Raw genomic sequence first — 21532 nt, forward strand, 5'->3', positions numbered from 1 at the left:
GTCAGAAACTATAAGCCTACTAGTAACTTCCGGCTTCCCTCTTCTGTCTTCCTACCGTCTTATTTATTTCAGCCAGGACTGATTATCTTTCTTATCGGAACGTTTCTTTCCATTATCGATATTATACGCAAATCCTACTCCTAAAGTCTGCTTAAGCTGCGTTTTTTGGATTTGGTTGTGGTCGTATAACAGATCCAGCGTAATATTCGTCGAAATAAACTTGTTGATCTTCATATTAAGGATTCCGCTGTACCCAAGGACCAGATGATCAGGATGGTCAAGATAGTTTGAAAATACTGACGCTGTATTGGTCAGGTTAATATTCTCCATGATCTTGATCTTATAGATAGCCGTACCCAGGAAACCGAACTGGAACAGAGAAGAATCTCCGTCATTCTTAAGTCCATAAGTTCCTGCAGTCTGGAGATCTTCGTCCAATACAAATGTCCACCTGGCATTGGCAGGGCGAAGTGTCATGGTAAAATTGTCATTGGGGCGATAGGTAACACCGGCACCAATATTGAGATATCCCGGAGCCATAAAATTGGAGATCTTTTTGGCATCAGGATTATTTCCGTCCTCATAACCTCCGGCAAATTGCGTCTGAAGGCCTATACCTCCTGAAAGATACCAGTTCTTGGCAAACTCACGTCCGTAATTGGTTGACAGATTAATCACATCCTGTGTTTTTCTGGTTCCGATGCCTTTTGTGTTATTCTGCCCGTATCCCAGGATGATGATATTTTCCCAGAGATCCTTCCCTTTTTCATAAGTAAGGTTATAATTAACTCCGGCAAGCCATCCGACATTGTTGGCTCCTCCACCAACCCAGTTTGAGAATGCGGCCTGATTGAGCATTAATGTATTTTGTCCCTGGACAGACCACGCTTTTACGGTATCTGTTTTAGCAGCATCAGTTTTGACTTCCTGAGCCATTGTGGTGATTCCGGCAGAAATGGAAACGGCCAATAAAAGTTTTTTCATAGATAAGGATTTTCGTTACAAAAATATACATATAATTTTTGTTAAAAAACTAATCACTCCTATTTGAAATATTAAATTAGTATTTATTGCATTAGAAAACAGCAAAATACATCTTGGAAATAGACGTGAAAAGCAAAAATGAACTTATCTCTACTTAAAATTATATTTTTCTGCAAAAAAAAGCGCCTCATATTGAAGCGCTTTCCTATTGAATGAATTTAATAATCTATTTTTTTATCCACCACTGACTGTCTTTACGGTCAGAGCGTTTTACACCATTATTCAAAGTATAGGCAAATCCAATCCCAAGCGTTTGCTTCAGCTGCGTTTTCTGGATCTGGTTATGATCGTACAGCAGATCCAATGTGACATTAGATGATATGAATTTATTGACTTTGAAGTTTACAACAGCTCCATAAGCAAGAACCAGCCGTTCCGGATGGTCCAGATAATTGGAGAATACAGAAGCAGTATTGGTTATATTAATATTCTCCATCAGTTTTACTTTGTATAAAGCTGTTCCCAGAAAACCGAACTGCAAAAGTGAAGTATCTCCGTCATTTTTCAAACCATAACTTCCTGCGAACTGCAAATCTTTATCCAGAACGAAAGTCCATCTGGCGTTGATAGGACGCATGGTTACCGTAAGATTGTCATTAGGCCTGTATGTAATACCCATACCGAGGTTCAGATAACCGGGAGCCATAAAATTGGATATTTTTTTAGCCGCCGGGTTATTCCCGTCTTCATATCCTTTATAAAATTGTGACTGTAATCCCGCCCCTGCAGAAAAATACCAGCTATTCGAAAATTTCCGCCCATAATTGGTGGAAACATTCATTACATCCTGTGTTTTCCTTACGCCAAGCCCCTTCGTATCATTCTGTCCATAATCCAGGGCAATAATATTTTCCCAGAGGTCATTATCTTTTTCATAAGTTATATTGTAATTTACTCCGGCCAGCCATCCCACATTGTTGGCTCCTCCACCAACCCAGTTTGAAAAAGCAGCCTGATTGATCATCAGAGTATTTTTCCCTAGTACCGACCAGTATTTTACCGTATCTACGACTACTGAATCTTTTTTCAATTCTTCTTGTGCACTTGCATAAATCCCCATAGAAAAGGAAAGAATCAATAAAAACTTCTTCATTATTTTACATGATTTTCATTACAAAAATATTAATATAATTTTTAAACGTGAATATTGGCCTATAAAAAGCCTTAAACAGATTAAAATCTCTTCAACATCCAAAAACAGGCCAGTTTAATACATTCAATGTCAAAATATTAGGTTTAGAATATTAAAATACAAACCTTTTGTCTTAAAATAAACACTACTCGTTGAAATACATCGACAAAATTTCCGAAATTTATCATTGGCTTTTGATTTGACGTACCATCGACATGTTTAAAAATATAATTTCCAAAAGAGCTGTTATAACCCCCTTGCTGATGCTTTCGGCCATGTGGTTCGGCTACTTTCTGCAGATGCAGGGCTTTTTTCAAAGCTGCTTTGGAGCTATAATACCTCTATTACCGGAAGGCTTACTGGGAATCGTTACGTCCCCCCTTCTGCATGGAAATATTGATCATATCATAAGCAATTCTATCCCGGTAGCTGTTCTTCTGTTTCTTTTATACCAGTTCTACCCTTTAGTCGCCAACAAGGTCTTTATTATCGGCTGGCTGGCTACAGGATTGCTGGTATGGCTGCTTCCACCGATAGATATCCTCACCGGCGATTATATGTATACCTGTACCATTGGAGCCAGCGGTGTGGTATATGTCCTTGCCTTCTTCCTCTTCTTCAGCGGAGTTTTCAAATGGAATATGAAACTTCTTACTATCTCGCTGCTTGTAGTTCTGTATTATGGCAGTTTAATCTGGGGTATGTTTCCGGAGGAATTATTCTACAATCTTCAGGAACCGAGTAAAATATCTTGGCAGGCCCACCTTTCAGGAGCTGTTGTGGGGAGTATTATCGCTTTTGCCTTTAAAAATGTGGGCGACAAGAAAAAGAAATATATCTGGGAATTCCCAAACTATTACAGCGAAAAAGACGATAAACTATGGCAGGAGTACAAAGAAAATCATCCGGAGGACTTTATGGAACTGCCTTATAAAAAAAGAGATGATATCTGGGATCATCTGGATGAATTAAGAAAAAAATAAAATGGAACTGGAACCTCGGAGAAGGGAGGTTGGAAGTTACTATTAGACTTAGTATTTCTGAAAGTTATTGAAAGTTCTGGTGAGCCCTATTAAAAAAGTAATAAAAACTGGCCTATGGCTATTCATTAGGTAATCAATAACTTCCCTCTTCAAACTTCAGGCTTCCTGACAATATTCAACTCGGGTTATTTTATTACATTTGAAAAAAAACACACATGATCACTGAAGAGCACCTGTATGCAATCGCCCTACGCGAATGCAGCCTGATAGGAGACATTAATTTTCAAAAACTTATCCGGACCTTTGGAAGTGCTGAAGAAGCCTGGAAGAAGGCAAAAAGAGAATTCAGCAAAACAGATGGCGTAGGAAAAAAGACTGTAGCCGATATCGGAAATGAAGAATATCTGAAATTTGCAGAAAACGAGATTAAATTCTGCGAAAAGAACAATATCCAAATCAGGCTGCGACATCTTAAAGAGCTTCCTGATCTGCTTAATGAATGCGATGATGCTCCTGCAATTCTCTATCAAAAAGGAAATTTTGACGATTCCTTACAGAAAATCAGCATTGTAGGAACACGGAATATGACTTCTTACGGCAAGGAGTTCATCGGAGATTTCTTCGAAGCATCAAAGTCCTCTAAATACATATCCGTAAGTGGATTAGCTCTTGGTGTTGATAAAGAGGTTCATGAGCAGTCTATTCAGGTTAAAATCCCTACCATGGCCGTTCTTGCTCATGGCTTTCATACGCTGTACCCTCCAAAAAACAGGAAACTGTCTGAAAAAATCCTGCAGGAAGGTGGTACTTTAGTAACAGAATTTAATTCTTCACGAAAACCGGACCGGGAAAATTTCATTCAAAGAAACAGAATCATAGCCGGAATTTCTCCTTCAACAATAGTAGTAGAAACTGGATTTGGTGGCGGGTCAATAAGTACTGCATCTTTTGCCAACGACTATAATCGTGAAGTTTTCGCCCTTCCCGGAAAGATTACGGATCTATACAGCCAAGGGTGTAACCAGCTGATTTTCCAGAATAAAGCTGCATCCATTTCCACCGTTAAGAGTCTCATAGATTCAGTTGGACTTAATCATTCAAAAGAGAAAGTCGCAGAACTGTTTCCCTATAGTGAAACAGATATACAACTTACTGACAGTCAGGAAAGCATATATCAGTCAATAAAAGCCCACCCTCAGGTATCTCTGGACGATCTTGCGCAGATGATTTCGGTCCCGTCTTATAAAATTCTTCCTATAATTTTAGAATTGGAGCTTTTGGGGAAAGTAAAATCATTTTCCGGGAGGCAATTCCTAGCAATTTGAGAATTAACGATTTCTTAATATTGCATTATTTGAGACGTAACTTTTAATTTTTAATAAAATTTGATCACAAATTATCAATTTAATAATATTTCGAAACATTATTATTTAATTTTTAACAATGTTGAAATACAGTATTGTGAATCTTGAAAAAAAAATTAAATTTGTTGACAATAATATTCAACCCTAATATATGGAACAATATAATATTGACCAGAAAATCCAGGAGTTTATTGCCAAGATTGAAGCAAAAAATCCTAATGAGCCAGAGTTTTTACAAGCCGTAAAGGAAGTAGCTGTGACTGTAATTCCGTTTATTATGACCAAGAAGGAATATACAGGAATGAAGCTGCTGGAGAGAATGGCTGAAGCTGAAAGAATCATTATCTTCAGAGTTCCATGGGTTGATGACAAAGGAGAGATCCAGGTAAACAGAGGTTTCAGAATCCAGATGAACTCTGCAATCGGACCATACAAAGGGGGAATCCGTTTCCATCCTACTGTAAACCTTTCAGTTCTTAAATTTTTAGCTTTCGAGCAGGTATTTAAAAACTCACTGACGACTCTTCCAATGGGAGGAGGTAAAGGAGGTTCAGATTTCGATCCGCAAGGAAAATCTGATATGGAAGTAATGCGTTTCTGCCAGGCTTTCATGACTGAGCTATGCAAGCATATCGGTCCTGAAACAGATGTACCTGCAGGAGATATTGGTGTAGGAGCAAGAGAAATTGGATATCTTTTTGGGCAATACAAAAAAATAAGAAACGAATTTACAGGAGTCCTTACAGGAAAAGGTCTTGCTTACGGAGGTTCACTTATCCGTCCTGAAGCTACGGGATACGGTGTGGTGTACTTCGCGGAGCAGATGCTTAAAACAATCAACGAGACTTTCAAGGATAAAACGGTAAGTGTATCAGGTTTCGGAAACGTAGCCTGGGGAGTAATCAAAAAGGCAACTGAGCTTGGTGCTAAAGTGGTAACAATTTCTGGCCCGGACGGTTATATCTATGATAAAGACGGTATCAGCGGAGAAAAAATCGATTATTTGTTAGAACTTAGATCTTCCGGTAACAACAGAGCTGAAGACTATGCTAAGAAATATCCTTCTGCTGAATTCCACGCAGGAAAACGTCCTTGGGAAGTGAAATGTGATGTAGCATTTCCTTCTGCAACCCAAAACGAACTGGATCTTGAAGATGCTAAAGTTTTGGTAGAAAACGGATGCCTTTGCGTTACTGAAGCCGCAAACATGCCTTCTACTTTAGACGCCATCAACTATTTCTTGGATAATAAAATATTGTTCTCGCCTGGTAAGGCTTCCAATGCCGGAGGTGTTGCTACTTCAGGTCTTGAGATGACACAGAACTCTATCCGTCTTAACTGGACATCTGAAGAGGTTGATGCAAGACTGAAGGAAATTATGATCGGAATCCACAAAGCTTGCAGAGACTACGGAAAAGATGAAGATGGCTACGTAAACTACGTGAAAGGGGCAAATATTGCCGGCTTCGTGAAAGTTGCGGAAGCAATGCTGGCTCAGGGAGTGGTATAAAAATAAATAAAGGTTGGGAAAATTCCCAGCCTTTTTTGATATAGCCTGTTCCCGGGATAATGGGAAAAAAGTAAAAAGTGAAAGGAGAAAGCGCAGTACATGTTACAGCGCTTTTTTTATTGTATCAGATGTAAAAAATTAAAACATTAATGCATATCTTCATTTCAGGTATTCATCAATTTCTATATTCCTGTTTTCATTGTTGCCATCCTCGATAGCTTTCAGAATCATTTTAATTTGAGCTTTACCAATTACATGCTTATTAAAAAACACATACTCGATAGCTTTTGTATTTCTGATATCTTCCAATGGATTTTTAGAAAGGAGCACCAAATCTGAATAGTAGCCTGCTTTTATCTTCCCGGTCTTGCTTTTCATCCATTCACCAGGCTCCACCGTAGCAGAATAGATGGCCTGTGAATTGGTCATTCCGGATTGAGATAAAGACTCTAATTCATCGTGAAGAGCAAACCCGGGAACAACCGTGGCAACATTAGCATCAGTTCCGGCCATAACAGGGATATGATGATCTACCAATGCTTTGGTCATGATGTGAATCGCTTCCACATAGGTCTTCCAAAACGTCAGTGATAATTTTTTTGCTTCAGGTGTATCTTTTCCATCATATTCATAGCCATTTTTACCGGGTAACCAGCCCATTTTGTACAATGGCGTTCCTTCAATAATTTTGGGATTAGCATATTTTAATTCTATTACTTTAAGCTTAGATTTTAAATCAAACCGCTGGGCTAAAAAGCTTTTGCACAACCAAACGGTTGAAGTAACACTTACCTTATTTTCTTTTAGTTTTTTGGCGATCTGATGTGACCGTATTTTTAAAAAACGGAGATATTCTTCGGGATTTTTAGAAATTGATTTTCCGAATTCATCAATTGTTTTAACGGTTATCTCTTCAATATGAGCGACTTCCTTCTGTCCTGAGTGAGAAAAGGTTTCTAAATCAACCAACGGTATGTGCCCAATAACCGGTATCTTATTTTCTTTAGCTATCTCTATTGTTGTTTTAAACATTTCCGGATTCACAAAGCCGTACATTTTGATGGCATCATAGCCCTGCTCCTTTATTTTCTTTATGGCTTTTTCCGCATCTTTTTTATTGGAATAATTGACGGACTGTCTTGTCCAGCTATAATAATAACCCGCCAGACCCACCTCACTAAATATAGGTGGTGAAGCAACAAACATCCTCGGCCCCAAACCGTTTTTCCGTATTGATTTCCGCCATTCTAAAATCTTCGGATTCCCGGCCATTTCCCTGATGTAGGTAACCCCATTCGTCAGATACAAAAACAAATCATTTTTACTTTCTTTTACATGAACATGGCTGTCTACAAGACCCGGAATAAGATACTTTCCTGTACCGTCAATGAGGGTAGCTTCCTTATTCACGGGTTGATTGGCGTCAAGCTGAAGAATGAGTCCATCTTTCATAAGGACATTCTGGTTTTTAATAAAATGAGTACAATCTTCTGAAAGGACATTGACATTTCTAATTTGTACTAATGGTGATGGCTTAATAAATGAAGAAAAGTTAATAACCCGGGTAGATTTACCCAGGACTTTATTGAGTTCATGATCTGCCCATAAAAAAATACAGCCCATCATGCACAATCCTATTGCAGATGACCATACAATTCTCCTGATCCAAAGCTTTTTCATACAATATTTATTCTTAATCTGGAAGGCAAAATAAAAACAAAAACACCGTTCAACAAGGTGATATGAAGGATTAGGGATGAAATACGCGGTTTTAGGTACGGAAATTATAAGGACAATAAATGTTCTCTGTAATTTTTAGAGACAGGAAGTTCAATTTGAGTAAGCGAAATGGTATCCGCATTTTTCCAGGCCTTAAAATGAGAAGGATTGATGAGGTGTGAACGATGAATCTGAATCAAAAAATCAAAATCATTCTGAATCTTTTTAAGCGTGCTGCGAATGAGTTTTACCTTTACTTCATTTCCTTCTACAAAGAAAATCTCAACATAATTCTGAGCATTGGAAACACAAATCAGCTCATCCTTTTTAATTTTTAAAATATCCAGCTTATTGTCTCCCCTAATGATGATGGTGTCATCCTGTGCAGGAATTAATGAAACTACATATATTCTTGCCAAAACTATGATGGGCGTTGAAATCAAAGCTGATTTAAGAATGATGGTCTCTAAAAATTTGATAAACCCATATCCTCCATTCAAAATAGGGCTCTTATAAAAACAATATGTGCCTATCCAAAAAAGAAATTGAAAAAAAACAATGCTTATTAATTCAAACCCAATGTTCCATTTTGCCAGTTTCCCGTAAACCTTTTTCTGCAGCAAAGCAATAATCCCATAACACAGAAATGCAATGATGCTAAATCCAATACTAATAATAATCCATACCTTAAAACTAATGGTTCCGTCGTCAAACGGTCTGATAAAAAAAGCAAAAATGAAAAGCCACATACTCAGGAAAGCTCCTATCAGTAAGTGATGCTTAAGGGAAGGGTTTAATCTTTTCATTGAATAAATCAGCTTGGCCCGAATGATCCGGATCTATAATTACATCTGAAATATACGTAAATAATATACGGGTTGATTACTTCAATTAATGGATAACAAAAAAATCCTGAGACATTTGTCCCAGGATTCCCTTTCTACTTTGCTCAATATTACTACTTAGATGACTTTGCTTTTTTCTTAGCTTTTCTTTCTGCTTTAGTTGTTTCTGAAGGTTTCGTAGCATCTGTTGCTGTTTCTGCACTTACTGTTGCCGTAGCATCAGCTGTGGCAGCCGGAGTTGCTGCTGCATCTACCGTAGCCGTTGCTGTGGTATTTTGTGGTTGAGCACTGGCATCAGTAGTAGTACTTGTCTGGGTGTTCTGCTGTTGAGTCTGAGTGGTCTGGTTATTAGACGTATCGGCTGGTTTTTGTGGTTGTGTCTGTGTTTGTGCCGATACTGCGATTACACCGACTAAAGTAAACGCTGCAGTTAAAACTAATTTTTTCATAATGTAATATTTTAAATGATTGTTTAACTTAAACGACACTCTTTTTATTAAATTATGTGTAAAGTTCTTATTTAACGTACTTTATCATTATTTAAGATATTTTACAACAGAAGGTTTACTTTGCAATATTCTTCATCATTTTTTCCACAAACTCAAATGCAGCCGGACATATGACGGTGTTTTTCAGCATTAAATTATTGATCTGGTAGATCTTTTTACGGTCTGTGTGCGGATATTCCCGGCAGGCTTTGGGCCTTACTTCATAGATGGAGCAGGTATTGTCATTATTAAGGAAAAAGCAGGGAAGATTCTGGAGTACCTTATCATTATCTTCATCCACCCTTAAAAACTTAGCTTCAAAATCAGCCTGCTTCATTCGCAGATGTTTTGAAATACGCTCTATGTCTTTTTCCGTATATAAAGGTCCGGTTGTTTTACAGCAATTAGCGCACTGAAGGCAATTCACTTCATCAAAGACTTCATCATGGGTTTCCTGAACAATATAATCAAGATTTTTGGGCGGTTTCTTTTTCAGTCCGTCCAGAAATTTTTTATGCTCTTTCTGCTTTTGTAAAGCCTGTTTTTTATAGAAGTCTAAATTCATTTATTCTTTATCTCCTGCTATAGGCGGAAGATCTGCTTTTTGATGGTCATTAATTTTATCAAGGTCCAATATTGTTGTAAAATCATTATTGTCCGGATAATACATCAGGGTAAATCTTGCTCCGTAAACAATTTCTGCCGACACATAGGAAGATCTCTGGACCACTGTATTGGAAAAGACTTCATCAAATGCGCGGACCTGAACAATGATCTCAATATCCGTGTTCTTAAAATCTTCTTCAGAAAACCCGTAAAACGGCGAATCTTCCTTGATCTCATGCACAACGGTCCAGTTCAGCGCCAAAGTATTGATCTTGCTCAGATGGGTCTTTAAAGAATAAAAATTACTTTTCGGAGTTCCCTCTTCGATCACTTCAATAGCCGCTGAAACAATAACATCAGCATCCGTCAGAGCATTATTTTTATAAGGAGCCAGCCTGAACATTAAAGCCCTTGATTCTTTAAACGGAGCAATAACGGCTATATCTGAAAACCGGAGGTAGGCTCTCGGCCTTGAAAATCTTCCGTAAAAAAGCCCGGTTGCAATAGCAAAGGTAAGCAATCCCAGAAAGGCTTCAAAAGTAGCCACCAAGCTTGCCATAAAGCCTACTGGAGCAATCCTCCCATACCCTACTGTAGTAAAGGTCTGCGAGCTGAAGAAAAATACATCAATGAACTCGTTCAGTGGATCGCTTTTATCAATTCCGGTAAGATGCTCTACCCCAATAAGATAATAAATCATTGCGAATACAAGATTAATCAGGACATAAGCAATCACCAGATAGGATAAGAAACGGAAAGTAGATAGGTTCAGCATGGTATGATACCAGCTAAGCCTATTGAATACATTCACGCCTCTCCGTTTTACATTCGGAAGCCCGTCCTTATTGATGAATCTGCCGGAAGCATTGCTACCAAAGCCACTGTTTTCAGTATTTTTCTGACGGATTTTCTGTCTGAAGCCTCTAGCCATATATTATTTTATTTGTTGAGGTAACTGCAAATGAGCAAATTCACTTTTACCCATTCTCCCCTTTTACCATGCAAAGATAAAATATTGTTTTCATGAAATTTATCAAGCTGCTGATTGATTTTTTAATTTGATTTTGCAGTACATTTGAACTATGAAAAAACTGGAATCAAGAGAGGATATTGAGCATCTTGTCAATTCATTTTATGCCAAAGTCGTTAAAGATGAAACGATTGGTTTTTTCTTTAATGATATAGCCAAAGTAGACTGGGACAAACACCTTCCGAAAATGTATTCATTTTGGGAGTCTATTCTTTTTGGACAGATGAGCTATAAAGGAAATCCTATGGCTGTTCATTTTCCAATCAATGAAATTCAGTCTATGGAGCAGAGACACTTTGATCAGTGGTTGAAGCTTTGGAAAGAGACCATTGAGGAGAATTTTGCCGGGGAAAATGCAGATATGGCCATTTACAAATCTGAAAATATTGCCAGGCTGATGGCTTATAAAATGGAACTCGCCAGGAGACTGTGACACGGTCGAGAGTCAGAGCGTTGGGTGGTGAAAATTGATTATGGCACGATAACCGTAAAAATATAGGCTGCGAGATTCACCAATAAAACAGTTCCGTACAAAATATTCGTTTTTCCACGGCTTAAGGAAAGCATTACAATAAATACGGATAAGGACAGCAGGATAATATCCTTTTTATCGAGCCCCAATACCAACGGGATGTCATAGACGATACAAACGGTAGATACAGCCGGAATTGTTAAGCCAATACTTGCCAAAGCAGATCCTAATGCCAAATTTAAGCTGGACTGTATTTGGTTGCTTCTTGCCGCACGTATGGCAGCCACTCCCTCAGGAAGAAGTACAACCCCTGCAATAATTACCCCTACCAAAGATTTCGGAGCGCCGATACTTTGTACCATTCCTTCGATGGTTCCGGAAAGCCCTTTGGCCATCAACACAACAATTACCAGACAAACTACCAAAAAAACAAAGCTTATAAGCGTCTTTTTCAACGACGGAATATAATGTTCTTCCGGATGCTCATCAGGAACAATAAAATAGCTTCTGTGGCGCACGGTCTGTACCATCAGGAAAATTCCGTAGATCACGAGACAGGCAATGGAAATAAAAATAAGTTGTGCTTCGTTGTAGAAAGGTCCGTTGACACTTGAGGTAAAGTTGGGAAGGACAAGGGTAAGAACAAGAATTGAAACAATACTTACCAGATAGGTCGTAGCTGAAGTTCTTGCAAAAAACTGTTCATGATATTTTACGCCGCCTATAAGGATACAAATTCCCAGAATTCCGTTAAGAATAATCATTACGGCAGCAAAAACGGTATCTCTGGCCAGCGTGATCGCCTGATCTCCGCCGGCGACCATCAGCGAGATGATGAGCGCAACTTCAATAATGGTGATACAGAGTGCCAGAATAATTGTTCCAAAAGGCTCCCCTACTTTGTGAGCCACCACTTCTGCGTGATGTACTGCGGATAAGACACTTCCGGTAAGCAGGATTCCTGCAAGAACATCATATAAAATTCCGGTTCCCATCAGTCCGGAAAAGTAATACCCTACAGCAAGGACAGGGAAAATATACGTATAATGTAAAAATTCTTTCAATCTCATAAAGTGTCTACAAAATACAAAAAATCTATGAAATTTGAAATATCAAAAGAAAATATTAATCATATTTTAATCTAATACGTAAGAAGTCTGAAGTTGGAAGCGCGAAGTTATTGAGGTCAAAAAGGATGACCACTACTCTCCTTAACTTCCAGCCTCCTCTTCCACCTTCCTTCCTCTTAGTGCATCCACAGGTTAAAATCCAGAAAATCTGTCAGCATATGAAACAAAAGACCAATGGCTACAATTCTGATATTACCTTTAAAAAAGAGCAGCAAAAAATACACCGCAATAGCATAATAGGAATGTAAAATATGAAAACCTATACTATTTCTTGACGGATCAAAAACAGGATTGGCAAAAATATGGTCCAGATCTACGAGCATGGTAGCCAACATAATAAGATAAGCTTTCTTCCAGTTTTTGCGGAAAAAGATAAGGGCTATAAAAACCGGAAAAACCAAATGTAAAAAGTAGTGTGTGAATGTTTTAAGTAATACAGTGTCAGATAAAGTCATTAATAATCAGTCGGTTTTTTAGGATTATAGATTCCTACCATCTTAAAATTAATGGTAGCTCTGCCTTCTTCGCTTTGATTTTCAACCAATAGTCGTTTGCTTTATTCCCGTAAAAAATATAGTCTATATCAGAAAGTATTTTTTTCTCTGCTGGTGAGAAAATACTTAATGAAGAGATCAGCATCGGGCTGTTTCTGACGAAGATATAATTTTCTTTGAGCTTTGGGGATAACACGATCGGTTTTCTGGTAGATTTTATGATAAAATTCCCTTCATTTTTCTCTATCTGATTAGGCTGAAAAGGGATCGCAGTGAATTGATCCTGGGCATTGAGCCATTTTTGATGCTGAAAATATGCCCATGTCCTTTCAGGAGAAGAACTTTGAAGATTGATCACATAATTAGGCTGAATAATTTTCTGAAAGGTCTTTTTCTCTATTTCATTAAAATTATCGTCGTAGCCGTAGCTGATGATGGTATCATTCACCTGCTCGAGATCAGCAGTTGCTTTAAAATAACTGATTTGGGCAGAATCCGCGATCGTTTTATCAAAAAGACGAGCGTAATTCTTCACATTACGGCCATCCAGCTCTATCTCTAAAAAATGATTTTTCTTCTGAAGATCTTCCACAATGGAAGCTAAAGATCCAGTTTCCGATGTGTTTTTTATTTCAATTTCATCGGATTTTAATTCAATGGAAAAATTCTGAATTGTTTTTCCTGAAATGAAAGAAACACTTCCTAAAGCATTATTGATCAACTCATCTGCATTCAACATCCTTTTTTCGGAGGAATGAAGCTGCTGGCTAATATTTTCAAAACCTGAAGCGGAACTTCCTATGAATCCGTTTTCGCCTTCTATTCTGACAAAAATCTGATCTTTTTGAAAGATGTTTTTTCCTTTGCTGATAAACTGATGATTCTTTAAATAAGTCAAGAATTTTTGTGGGTCTTTTAATTCAACCACACTATACCATTCTGAGAATCTGGTGCCTTTGAGGTGGAAAATCTGCAAAAAATCCGGGGTTTTGACTCCTGAATCCTTTAATGAAATTGTTTTTTTATCTTTCTTTTTACTCTCTGTCCATTTTGAGGGATGGGCAATGAAGCTTGAAATATATTGTCCTGTTAATCTTTTTACATCGATCAAAACAACGACATCTGCATTTTCAGGAACAAATTTTAATGTTTTGTTTTTATAGAAAAATACAAAATAGAGCGCAGCAGCGAGTAAAAGGGTTAACGGGACAATAATTTTTTTCTTCTTCATTTATAATATTTGAGGCTTTTTTTCTTCTTCATTCATTTTAAAGATCTCATCGAACAGGTCAAAGAAGTACATTAAGCTGTTTTCTGAAGAATTTTTAATATTGTAGTCTATTTCCGTTTCTACGCTTTCTCCTTTCACCTCTGTTTTATAATACATTTCACCCACATTTTTTCTGAAAAGATCCAATGATTTTCTTTCCGAAGGAGTTTTAAATTCTTTTTCCAAACCAATTAAAAGTTTCTGAACATCCAATCTTCCGGATAAAGGATATTTGGAAGAATCTTTTGCCCATTGCTTTGAGGTATCGGACTGGCCTTGAGGGGTAAGATTTTCTGTAGAGCTCGTAAGATAAACGATACCCTCTTTTACAACGAAGTACAGCTGATCCATATATCCGTCGCCTTTCTCATCCTTAAAAGAGTATATATTTCCGGTTTTTGAGAATTTCTTAGACAAATGCTTATTGGTGGACAATACGTTAAAAACACGGTTCCAATAGCCTTCGTTTTCTGTTGCAAAAGCAAAGGTAAAATTGGGAACAGCCACTTCTTTGGTTTTCTTTACTTCTTTTTCATTGTAATCATCATCATATTCGTAATCGGTATAGTCTACTTTTTTGGACTTTAATTCATTCAGAACAAAGATTCCGTTTCCTGGGGCTATTTTAGTGATGGCTTCTTCATCCAGAACAATTTTCATGGTTTCCATCATCAGCTCCATTTCTTTTTTATATTCGCCGTCTCCCGTGTCCTGAAGAAGGTCATACATCATATCAAAAGACTTGGCTCCGTTGACGTTAATCACATAGTAACCAATGCTTTTTTCGTTGATCAGTGCTGCCAGCTTTTTGTTTTTCTTTCCTTTATAAACAGAGGAAATGGTTTTCTGTATTTCCGGATTTTTATGCTGATAATTATTGACAAGCTTTACTTTATCTTTGTCAAAATACAAATTGTAATAGGAGTTTGAATCGTATGCATTTCTTAAAAACTGTCCAAATTTAAAACGCTCCATCATTTTTCCATAAACCCCATCATTGACCATTCTTCCGTAATCTGTATAAACATAGGCATCGGAATTAGGATCTCTGAACGTAAGCATGGCTTTCGGAACTTCAATTTCTAAGTTTGAGCTGAAGTATTGGTCGAAACGCTCTTCCGCAATTTTCTTTACAATCTTGAAGTTTTCAATACGCACAGAATCCAGTTCTTTCTGGTATGCCGAATCTATTTCAGCTTCTGCATATTCCTCTTCTTTTGGATACACTTCGGCTTCCCCTTCAGAATGTTGGGTATCTACGTTTTCCTTCGGATATTTGTGATTCTTTTCCAGGTACTTGATATCTTTCTGAATTCTGGTAATTTCCTTGTTATTTTCCCTGATATTGTCTTTTAAATATTTAATATCTTGTTTCAGACTTATTATTTCTTCCTTATAATCGAAAGGCTTTTCCGGTTCTATGGTATAAGCGCTGTCCACAGCAACAGCCACACTGTCTGCAGCGGTTGCAGCACTATCTAGTACAATACTAGAAGACCAGGTATCTTTATACGGTTTGGTATAGTTTACCATACTCAAAACAGCACGGTCATTATTCCAGGCAACAAAAATATGATCATCTACATCCACATAAGAATAATTCTTTTTCTTTGAGATCTCCAATCCTTTTTTCTTGGTAGAATTGATGAATTCCTGGAACTTTTCTTTGTTATCTACAATAAAATGAGTGGTATACGTCTGTATCGAATCATTAAAACTGGCATAATGATATTGGGTAGCATCATATTTAATGCCCGTCTTGGAATAATCATTCCACGAAGATTTTTCTTTACTTTTTTTGCTTAATTCATGTAATAAAGGATTAAGCTTTTGCCAGTTGATTTTCTGGTTCAGCTGTTTCCCGTTGATTTCCATATAAAATACAGCATCAGTAGGAAGTTTCATGCTTTTTTGCGAAAAAAGGAGCATAAAACCAAAAAGTACGAAAGTGATTATTTGTGTTTTTAATAATAGAGATTTCATGGTTGAGTGTTAATATTTATTGAAATGATATCGTGTTTTGTAATTGTTTTTTTTGAAAGATCAGATCTAAAATATCCGCTTCCAATTTTACTGCTTTCTTATTCGGAGCCAATAGATATGCGCTGTTCGTCTGGGATTTTACGGTATTTTCAAACTGCATTACAGAGGTATATCGGGCATTATTGAAGATTTCTTTATCTGCCTTTCCCATTTTGTCGTAGTCCTCCTTGAAAGTATTGACTTTGTTTCTGGTCAATAATTTTTTCTGAAGATTCTGACTGTAAATTTGTGTGGGAATCATTTTACCAAGGATATTTTTGGCTTTCAGCTGTTCCAGCCCTGCATTGATATTTTCAATCTTTTTAAAATTACAGCTCAGCTTGATGATGTAGTTATCAAAATCCATTGAAGTTTTTACATTGCTGATTCCTGGAGTTGCTTTAAAAATTCTGGCCGCTTCATTGATTTTATTTTCAATTTCACTTTTTTTAGGAACTTTTTTTCCGTTAATTGTCTCCATTTTAGAAATGGAAGCCAGCCTTGTTTTGCTTTTGCTGGCATTCAGAATAATGGTATACTCTCCTGTTCCGTCGGCTTTGACATTCACTTTATCCAAAATATCAAAACAACTTGTCAGCAATAATAAAGGAAAAAGCAGTAAAAAAAGCTTCAGAAAATTTTTCATAATTGAGTTTTAAAACACAAAACTACTCAATTCCGTTTGAAAATACTTTATGGACTCTGTTATTTCACTGAAAACAGCCATTTTTTCAAATTCTGCCTTTCAAATAATCCTGTCTTACTTCCTCATCCAATTTTTCAATGGCATATCTCAGACAGGTTCTCGGCATTTTCTGATAATGCTTATTCAGGAAGCTGATGAGCTCTATTTCATTTTTCTGACCCATTTCTCTAAGCAACCATCCGTTTGCCTTATGCATCAGGTCATGAGTATGTTTAAGGTTTTTGGTCACAAATTCTTTAGTCAATTCAAAAGAACCTTTTTTCACATAATGCATTGTACCTACTACAGCAATTCTCTTATGCCACATTTCTTCAGAATCCGAAAGATTTCTCAACAGTTCTTCCTTTTCGTTTTCAAAAGCATACCTCCCTAAAATTTTGTAGCAGCTTGAATCCACCAGATCCCAGTTATTGACATGCGGAAGATGATCCAGATAAAACTGGACAATTTCTTCTTTCACAGTCTTATCCTTTGTTTTTTCAAATTTAGAGATCAGCATGAAGAGTGCAGTTAGCCTGTGCTCATGATATTTTGAAGATAACAGAACACTGAGATCCTGCAGGCTTATCTTTGAGTAATATTCTTTAGCAACAGATCTCTGATCCGGTACTTTCACGCCTAAAAACAGATCTCCCTCACCATATTCTCCTTTTCCTGTTTTGAAGAACTTCGGGAAGAATTCAGCTTTTTCGGGAATGGACAAAACCGCTAATGCTTCTTGTATTTCTTTGATTATTCCTTTCATCTAAATCCCCCTACAAGTTTTACAAATATTTTTTTAGACCCCATTGAATAAACAGTAAGCATGCTTCCATCCGGCAAAAACTTCATATTCTGTTTAAAATCTGCAGCAGTTCCATAGCCAATCAAATTATCAATTTGGGCAATAACATCGCCAGCCCAGATCACACAGATAGGAGAATCTTCTGAACTTCCGTCTCCGCTTCTGTTAATGGTATTAATTATAGCATTATATTGGGTTACAGCCAGTTCATTTCTGGCCTTATCATCTAAAGAATCGTAGATATGTGCCATATTGCTCAATATCGCTTTATTCAACGGATCTTTTGCATAGGCAGCCTCGGCTTTAGCCAGGATTTTCTGTGCTTTACTTTTTGAAGGTTTCTTTTCTGCAATTTTCCAGATTTTTTTGTAATCATTATTATAATCTGACATTTCATGACCGGAGCTCATAAAACGACTCCCGTAATAAAGCAAATTCATCTGTTGCTGGGTAAGGCTTTCCGGATCCTTTTTGAAGGTCTCCAAATAAGTATTGTATTGCTGAGGGTTCTCTGTAACATCCTTTTTAATTTCCTCAACATTGACCTGAGAAAAGTATAAACCAAAGCACAGAATAAAAATAATTTGAAGTAATTTATTCATTCCAATTCGTGTTTTTAATTAATTAAGCATGCTCATCTGTCACAATACCCTGCGCTTCCTCTTCTTTTGCAATGGCTTTCGGATTGGCTACTTTTGCAATGGTAAGTCCCTGAACGATAATCGAGAACACAACTACACAGTAGGTGATACTTAATATAATTTCGCTGTATTCGCTTTTTGGAATAGACATGGCCAATGCTATGGAAACTCCGCCCCGGATTCCTCCCCAGACGAGAACTTTTACCGTTTGCGGACTAAATCTTGTTCGCAGGGACATAAATTTCGTAGGTACCCAGATCGAAATGAAACGGGCAATTAAAACGACTGCAATCGCCAGTAAACCAGGAACCATAAAGTGCTTTAAATCCTTGATCATCAGTAGTTCAAAACCGATGAACAGGAATAGAACAGCATTAAGAATTTCGTCGATCAGCTCCCAGAATTTGATGAGGTAATCCTGGGTAATGGATTTCATTTTGAACCTTACATTAAAATTACCCATGAATAAACCTGCGGCAACCATCGTCAGAGGTCCGGAAATATGCATCTGTCTTGCAACAAGATAACCTCCCATTACTACGGAAAGCGTTACCAGAACAGAAATAATATAGTCGTCCACCTCACGCATCAGCCTGGAAGTGATCCACCCCAGCAAAACACCAAGCAGAATTCCTCCGCCGGCTTCTTTCATCAGAAGTAATCCTATACTTTCGACACCCAGATCCACTTCTTTCCCGATGGCAAGCTGCATAACGACTGTAAACACCACTACGGCCATACCATCATTGAAAAGAGATTCTCCAGCCACTTTAGTTTCCAGAGATTTGGACACATTGGCCTGTTTCAGAATACTTAAAACAGCCACCGGGTCAGTAGGCGAAATAAGTGCACCAAAAAGCAAACAATAGATAAACGGGAGATGAATCCCTAAAAAAGGCAGTAAATAAAACATTCCGAATCCCACTACAAATGTGGAAATAACCACTCCGGCCGTAGAAAATATCAGGACCGGCCTGAACTGCTCCTTGAGATCATTGATATTGATATGGATACCTCCCGCAAAGAGAAGGAAATTAAGCATTGCGCCCATCAGAACTTCTGTAAAGTCTATACTGTTCATTAACTTATTAAGATGCCCAAAAGTTCTCGGAAGCACTGTTTCTCCAAACATTACCAGAAAAATAGAAACTACGATGGCAATGACCATAATCCCGATGGTGCTGGGAAGCTTCAGAAATCTGTAATTGAGATAGGCAAAAATTGATGCTAATACTATTAAGGCTGAAAATGAATAATATAACTCCACTAAAGTGTTTTTTTTAATTAAGGTCTGAATAAAGTATTTTAATATAGAGCTTGCGCCCGTCTTTTTCCCAGATATCAAATATTCCGTCTTTGGCCGGCTGTGATGCCCTTGTATAGTCTTTTCCGATATTCAGAATATTAAGCAGGATATATTCATCTCCTACAGAGTTGACTAAATAGGCTGTTTTTTCAGAGGTCCCGTTACCGGAATTCTTTATCCCTCCGGTAAGCAACCTGAACTGGCTCAGATGATGTACAAAATTATTTCCGTCTTTCCGGAAATCATAAGCTCTCAGAAGAACCAGAAGTATATCTAGATTGGTAGGATCTTTACCGTAGAGGACTTTGCCCAGCCTGATGCATTCGTCGAAATTACTTTGTTTAAAAGCATCTGTAAGACTCTTGAAACTTTCATCACTCGATGAAACTTTATCATCCCTGAAATTTCGGCCGTAGTAAAGATACTGAGCTTCAATACTATCCAGGGATTTAGGATATCCTTTGTATTTAAAAATCAGCTTTTCATAATTATAGGGAGAATCCGGATTTTTAAGATTCTTCTCAATATTTTTCAAATCAATTTCTGACTTCTGGCTGAAACCAAAAACAGAAAAGAAAATCAATAACAGGAAAAAGTGATATTTCATTAATCGTTGTTTTCTTCTTCCTCATCGTTATCAAAATACTCGAAAAGGAAATCATTGTATGGGAATCTGGAGATATGGATCTTCATCACCTCATCGTAGATCATTTTCTTCATTTCCGGGAAATTTTCTTTCGTCAGCGCAGAAATAAATACTGTCGGATACTTAGATTTAGCCATCCATGTTTTTTTCCACTCCTCCAGAGAAACATTCTTTTTTGTAGACGGCGTAAGATCATCCTCATCTTTTTTATCGTAACTGAAGTCATCAATTTTATTAAAGACCATGATCATAGGCTTCTGATGGGCATTGATCTCCATTAACGTCTGATTAACAGATTCTACCTGATCTTCAAAGCTTTCATGGGAAATATCTACCACATGAATAAGCAGATCTGCTTCACGCACCTCATCCAGCGTAGATTTAAAAGATTCCACAAGCTGCGTAGGAAGCTTTCTGATGAATCCTACCGTATCGGTAAGCAAAAACGGTAAATTACCAATAACCACCTTTCTTACCGTTGTGTCTAAGGTTGCAAACAATTTATTTTCTGCAAAAACCTCAGATTTGGAAAGCGCATTCATCAGCGTAGATTTTCCAACGTTGGTATATCCCACCAAAGCAGCACGTACCACCTTTCCACGGTTGTTACGTTGGGTAGCCATTTGCCTGTCGATGGTTTTCAGTTTGTCTTTTAACAGGGAAATCCTGTCGCGGATGATACGGCGGTCAGTTTCAATCTCCGTTTCCCCGGGACCTCTCATCCCGATTCCTCCTTTCTGACGTTCAAGGTGAGTCCACATTCTTGTCAGACGTGGTAGAAGATATTGATACTGTGCCAATTCTACTTGTGTTCTTGCGTAGGAAGTCTGTGCTCTCTGTGCAAAAATATCAAGGATAAGGTTGGTTCTGTCAAGAATTTTCACCTCTATTTCTCTTTCGAGATTTTTAAGCTGGGAAGGAGACAATTCATCATCGAAAATAATGGTTCCTATCTCGTTCTCTTTTACATATTCTTTTATTTCCTGTGCTTTTCCGCTTCCAATAAAGGTTTTAGAATCCGGTTGAGTTAATTTTTGAGTAAAACGTTTTTGAACCGTTGCACCTGCTGTGAAGGCTAAAAACTCAAGTTCATCCATATATTCCGTTAGCTTATCTTCATCCTGATTTTGGGTAATAACCCCCACCAAAACTGCTCTCTCGTAATTATGTTGTTTCTTATCTAGCATTAATTTCTGTCTATGTTTATGATTTTTACAAGATACCAATTTCAGAAAAAAAAACAAAATCATTTTTTAAATTTCCTTCTTTTTTAATGTTAATTTAAGTTTATAATATCATTCATTTGTAAAAAATTAATACCTTTATAACGCTGATTTGTA

At 37.4% G+C, this 21532-nt stretch carries 21 protein-coding genes; 4 read left to right on the forward strand and 17 right to left on the reverse strand.

What is annotated here, in order from left to right; translation table 11 throughout:
* Positions 1–63: 63 nt before the first annotated feature.
* Positions 64–984 (reverse strand): DUF3078 domain-containing protein, encoded by a 921-nt coding sequence (locus tag V6R96_RS02550; protein WP_336377902.1) that lies wholly within the window; start codon positions 982–984, stop codon positions 64–66.
* 226 nt (positions 985–1210) lie between these two features.
* On the reverse strand, positions 1211–2137 hold the full coding sequence (locus V6R96_RS02555) for a DUF3078 domain-containing protein (RefSeq protein ID WP_111954241.1): 927 nt from the start codon (positions 2135–2137) through the stop codon (positions 1211–1213).
* A gap of 254 nt (positions 2138–2391) precedes the next feature.
* On the opposite strand from V6R96_RS02555, the gene V6R96_RS02560 reads away from it, so the two are divergent.
* From V6R96_RS02560 to gdhA, 3 genes are all read left to right on the forward strand, one after another.
* Complete coding sequence (locus V6R96_RS02560) at positions 2392–3159, forward strand: rhomboid family intramembrane serine protease (protein WP_111954239.1); 768 nt, start codon at positions 2392–2394, stop codon at positions 3157–3159.
* Positions 3160–3374: 215 nt separating this feature from the next.
* Positions 3375–4484: a DNA-processing protein DprA gene (dprA, locus tag V6R96_RS02565; RefSeq protein WP_336377903.1), complete on the forward strand. Its 1110-nt coding sequence runs from the start codon at positions 3375–3377 to the stop codon at positions 4482–4484.
* Between the two features lie 190 nt (positions 4485–4674).
* Complete coding sequence (gdhA, locus tag V6R96_RS02570; RefSeq protein WP_223558007.1) at positions 4675–6033, forward strand: NADP-specific glutamate dehydrogenase; 1359 nt, start codon at positions 4675–4677, stop codon at positions 6031–6033.
* 159 nt (positions 6034–6192) lie between these two features.
* On the opposite strand, the gene V6R96_RS02575 is transcribed toward gdhA, so the two are convergent.
* From V6R96_RS02575 to V6R96_RS02595, 5 genes are all read right to left on the reverse strand, one after another.
* Positions 6193–7713 (reverse strand): amidohydrolase family protein, encoded by a 1521-nt coding sequence (locus tag V6R96_RS02575; protein WP_336377904.1) that lies wholly within the window; start codon positions 7711–7713, stop codon positions 6193–6195.
* Between the two features lie 104 nt (positions 7714–7817).
* Entirely contained in the window at positions 7818–8558 is a 741-nt protein-coding gene (locus tag V6R96_RS02580) for a LytTR family DNA-binding domain-containing protein (RefSeq protein WP_336377905.1), read from the reverse strand.
* A 152-nt stretch (positions 8559–8710) separates the two neighbouring features.
* Positions 8711–9046, reverse strand: coding sequence for a hypothetical protein (locus tag V6R96_RS02585; protein WP_111954229.1), 336 nt, complete (start codon positions 9044–9046; stop codon positions 8711–8713).
* 115 nt (positions 9047–9161) lie between these two features.
* Positions 9162–9650, reverse strand: a complete 489-nt coding sequence (locus tag V6R96_RS02590; protein WP_111954227.1) for a YkgJ family cysteine cluster protein — start codon at positions 9648–9650, stop codon at positions 9162–9164.
* Positions 9651–10622, reverse strand: a complete 972-nt coding sequence (locus V6R96_RS02595; RefSeq protein ID WP_336377906.1) for an ion channel — start codon at positions 10620–10622, stop codon at positions 9651–9653.
* Between the two features lie 151 nt (positions 10623–10773).
* Here V6R96_RS02595 and V6R96_RS02600 point away from each other — a divergent pair, with 151 nt between their 5' ends.
* Complete coding sequence (locus tag V6R96_RS02600) at positions 10774–11154, forward strand: group III truncated hemoglobin (RefSeq protein ID WP_336377907.1); 381 nt, start codon at positions 10774–10776, stop codon at positions 11152–11154.
* A 38-nt stretch (positions 11155–11192) separates the two neighbouring features.
* Here the strand turns inward: V6R96_RS02600 and V6R96_RS02605 are convergent, their stop codons facing one another.
* From V6R96_RS02605 to hflX, 10 genes are all read right to left on the reverse strand, one after another.
* Entirely contained in the window at positions 11193–12263 is a 1071-nt protein-coding gene (locus V6R96_RS02605; protein ID WP_111954221.1) for a calcium:proton antiporter, read from the reverse strand.
* Between the two features lie 176 nt (positions 12264–12439).
* Positions 12440–12778, reverse strand: a complete 339-nt coding sequence (locus tag V6R96_RS02610; protein WP_223558000.1) for a DUF6122 family protein — start codon at positions 12776–12778, stop codon at positions 12440–12442.
* Between the two features lie 34 nt (positions 12779–12812).
* Positions 12813–14048, reverse strand: a complete 1236-nt coding sequence (locus V6R96_RS02615) for a hypothetical protein (protein WP_336377908.1) — start codon at positions 14046–14048, stop codon at positions 12813–12815.
* Complete coding sequence (locus tag V6R96_RS02620; RefSeq protein ID WP_336377909.1) at positions 14049–15992, reverse strand: hypothetical protein; 1944 nt, start codon at positions 15990–15992, stop codon at positions 14049–14051.
* Positions 15993–16086: 94 nt separating this feature from the next.
* Positions 16087–16755 (reverse strand): hypothetical protein, encoded by a 669-nt coding sequence (locus V6R96_RS02625; protein ID WP_336377910.1) that lies wholly within the window; start codon positions 16753–16755, stop codon positions 16087–16089.
* Positions 16756–16840: 85 nt separating this feature from the next.
* Positions 16841–17560: a DNA alkylation repair protein gene (locus V6R96_RS02630; RefSeq protein WP_336377911.1), complete on the reverse strand. Its 720-nt coding sequence runs from the start codon at positions 17558–17560 to the stop codon at positions 16841–16843.
* The gene (locus tag V6R96_RS02635; RefSeq protein ID WP_336377912.1) at positions 17557–18201 is read right to left on the reverse strand and encodes a DUF4919 domain-containing protein; all 645 of its coding nucleotides are present in this window, start codon (positions 18199–18201) and stop codon (positions 17557–17559) included. The genes V6R96_RS02630 and V6R96_RS02635 overlap by 4 nt, the downstream gene beginning before the upstream one ends.
* Before the next feature lie 22 nt (positions 18202–18223).
* Positions 18224–19507, reverse strand: a complete 1284-nt coding sequence (locus V6R96_RS02640) for a sodium:proton antiporter (RefSeq protein ID WP_111954207.1) — start codon at positions 19505–19507, stop codon at positions 18224–18226.
* A gap of 13 nt (positions 19508–19520) precedes the next feature.
* The gene (locus V6R96_RS02645) at positions 19521–20153 is read right to left on the reverse strand and encodes a DUF4919 domain-containing protein (protein WP_336377913.1); all 633 of its coding nucleotides are present in this window, start codon (positions 20151–20153) and stop codon (positions 19521–19523) included.
* Positions 20153–21379, reverse strand: coding sequence for a GTPase HflX (gene hflX / locus V6R96_RS02650; RefSeq protein WP_111954410.1), 1227 nt, complete (start codon positions 21377–21379; stop codon positions 20153–20155). Before hflX ends, V6R96_RS02645 begins: the two co-directional genes overlap by 1 nt.
* Positions 21380–21532: the final 153 nt, after the last annotated feature.

The organism is Chryseobacterium sp. CCNWLW53 (genome assembly GCF_037083525.1).
Taxonomy (GTDB): Bacteria; Bacteroidota; Bacteroidia; order Flavobacteriales; family Weeksellaceae; genus Chryseobacterium; species Chryseobacterium lathyri.

Excerpts from the sequence above, each read along its gene's own strand:
- V6R96_RS02550 (WP_336377902.1), bottom strand. The coding sequence starts at position 984 with ATGAAAAAACTTTTATTGGCCGTTTCCATTTCTGCCGGAATCACCACA.
- V6R96_RS02555 (WP_111954241.1), bottom strand. The coding sequence starts at position 2,137 with ATGAAGAAGTTTTTATTGATTCTTTCCTTTTCTATGGGGATTTATGCA.
- V6R96_RS02560 (WP_111954239.1), top strand. The coding sequence starts at position 2,392 with ATGTTTAAAAATATAATTTCCAAAAGAGCTGTTATAACCCCCTTGCTG.
- dprA (WP_336377903.1), top strand. The coding sequence starts at position 3,375 with ATGATCACTGAAGAGCACCTGTATGCAATCGCCCTACGCGAATGCAGC.
- gdhA (WP_223558007.1), top strand. The coding sequence starts at position 4,675 with ATGGAACAATATAATATTGACCAGAAAATCCAGGAGTTTATTGCCAAG.
- V6R96_RS02575 (WP_336377904.1), bottom strand. The coding sequence starts at position 7,713 with ATGAAAAAGCTTTGGATCAGGAGAATTGTATGGTCATCTGCAATAGGA.
- V6R96_RS02580 (WP_336377905.1), bottom strand. The coding sequence starts at position 8,558 with ATGAAAAGATTAAACCCTTCCCTTAAGCATCACTTACTGATAGGAGCT.
- V6R96_RS02585 (WP_111954229.1), bottom strand. The coding sequence starts at position 9,046 with ATGAAAAAATTAGTTTTAACTGCAGCGTTTACTTTAGTCGGTGTAATC.
- V6R96_RS02590 (WP_111954227.1), bottom strand. The coding sequence starts at position 9,650 with ATGAATTTAGACTTCTATAAAAAACAGGCTTTACAAAAGCAGAAAGAG.
- V6R96_RS02595 (WP_336377906.1), bottom strand. The coding sequence starts at position 10,622 with ATGGCTAGAGGCTTCAGACAGAAAATCCGTCAGAAAAATACTGAAAAC.
- V6R96_RS02600 (WP_336377907.1), top strand. The coding sequence starts at position 10,774 with ATGAAAAAACTGGAATCAAGAGAGGATATTGAGCATCTTGTCAATTCA.
- V6R96_RS02605 (WP_111954221.1), bottom strand. The coding sequence starts at position 12,263 with ATGAGATTGAAAGAATTTTTACATTATACGTATATTTTCCCTGTCCTT.
- V6R96_RS02610 (WP_223558000.1), bottom strand. The coding sequence starts at position 12,778 with ATGACTTTATCTGACACTGTATTACTTAAAACATTCACACACTACTTT.
- V6R96_RS02615 (WP_336377908.1), bottom strand. The coding sequence starts at position 14,048 with ATGAAGAAGAAAAAAATTATTGTCCCGTTAACCCTTTTACTCGCTGCT.
- V6R96_RS02620 (WP_336377909.1), bottom strand. The coding sequence starts at position 15,992 with ATGAAACTTCCTACTGATGCTGTATTTTATATGGAAATCAACGGGAAA.
- V6R96_RS02625 (WP_336377910.1), bottom strand. The coding sequence starts at position 16,755 with ATGAAAAATTTTCTGAAGCTTTTTTTACTGCTTTTTCCTTTATTATTG.
- V6R96_RS02630 (WP_336377911.1), bottom strand. The coding sequence starts at position 17,560 with ATGAAAGGAATAATCAAAGAAATACAAGAAGCATTAGCGGTTTTGTCC.
- V6R96_RS02635 (WP_336377912.1), bottom strand. The coding sequence starts at position 18,201 with ATGAATAAATTACTTCAAATTATTTTTATTCTGTGCTTTGGTTTATAC.
- V6R96_RS02645 (WP_336377913.1), bottom strand. The coding sequence starts at position 20,153 with ATGAAATATCACTTTTTCCTGTTATTGATTTTCTTTTCTGTTTTTGGT.
- hflX (WP_111954410.1), bottom strand. The coding sequence starts at position 21,379 with ATGCTAGATAAGAAACAACATAATTACGAGAGAGCAGTTTTGGTGGGG.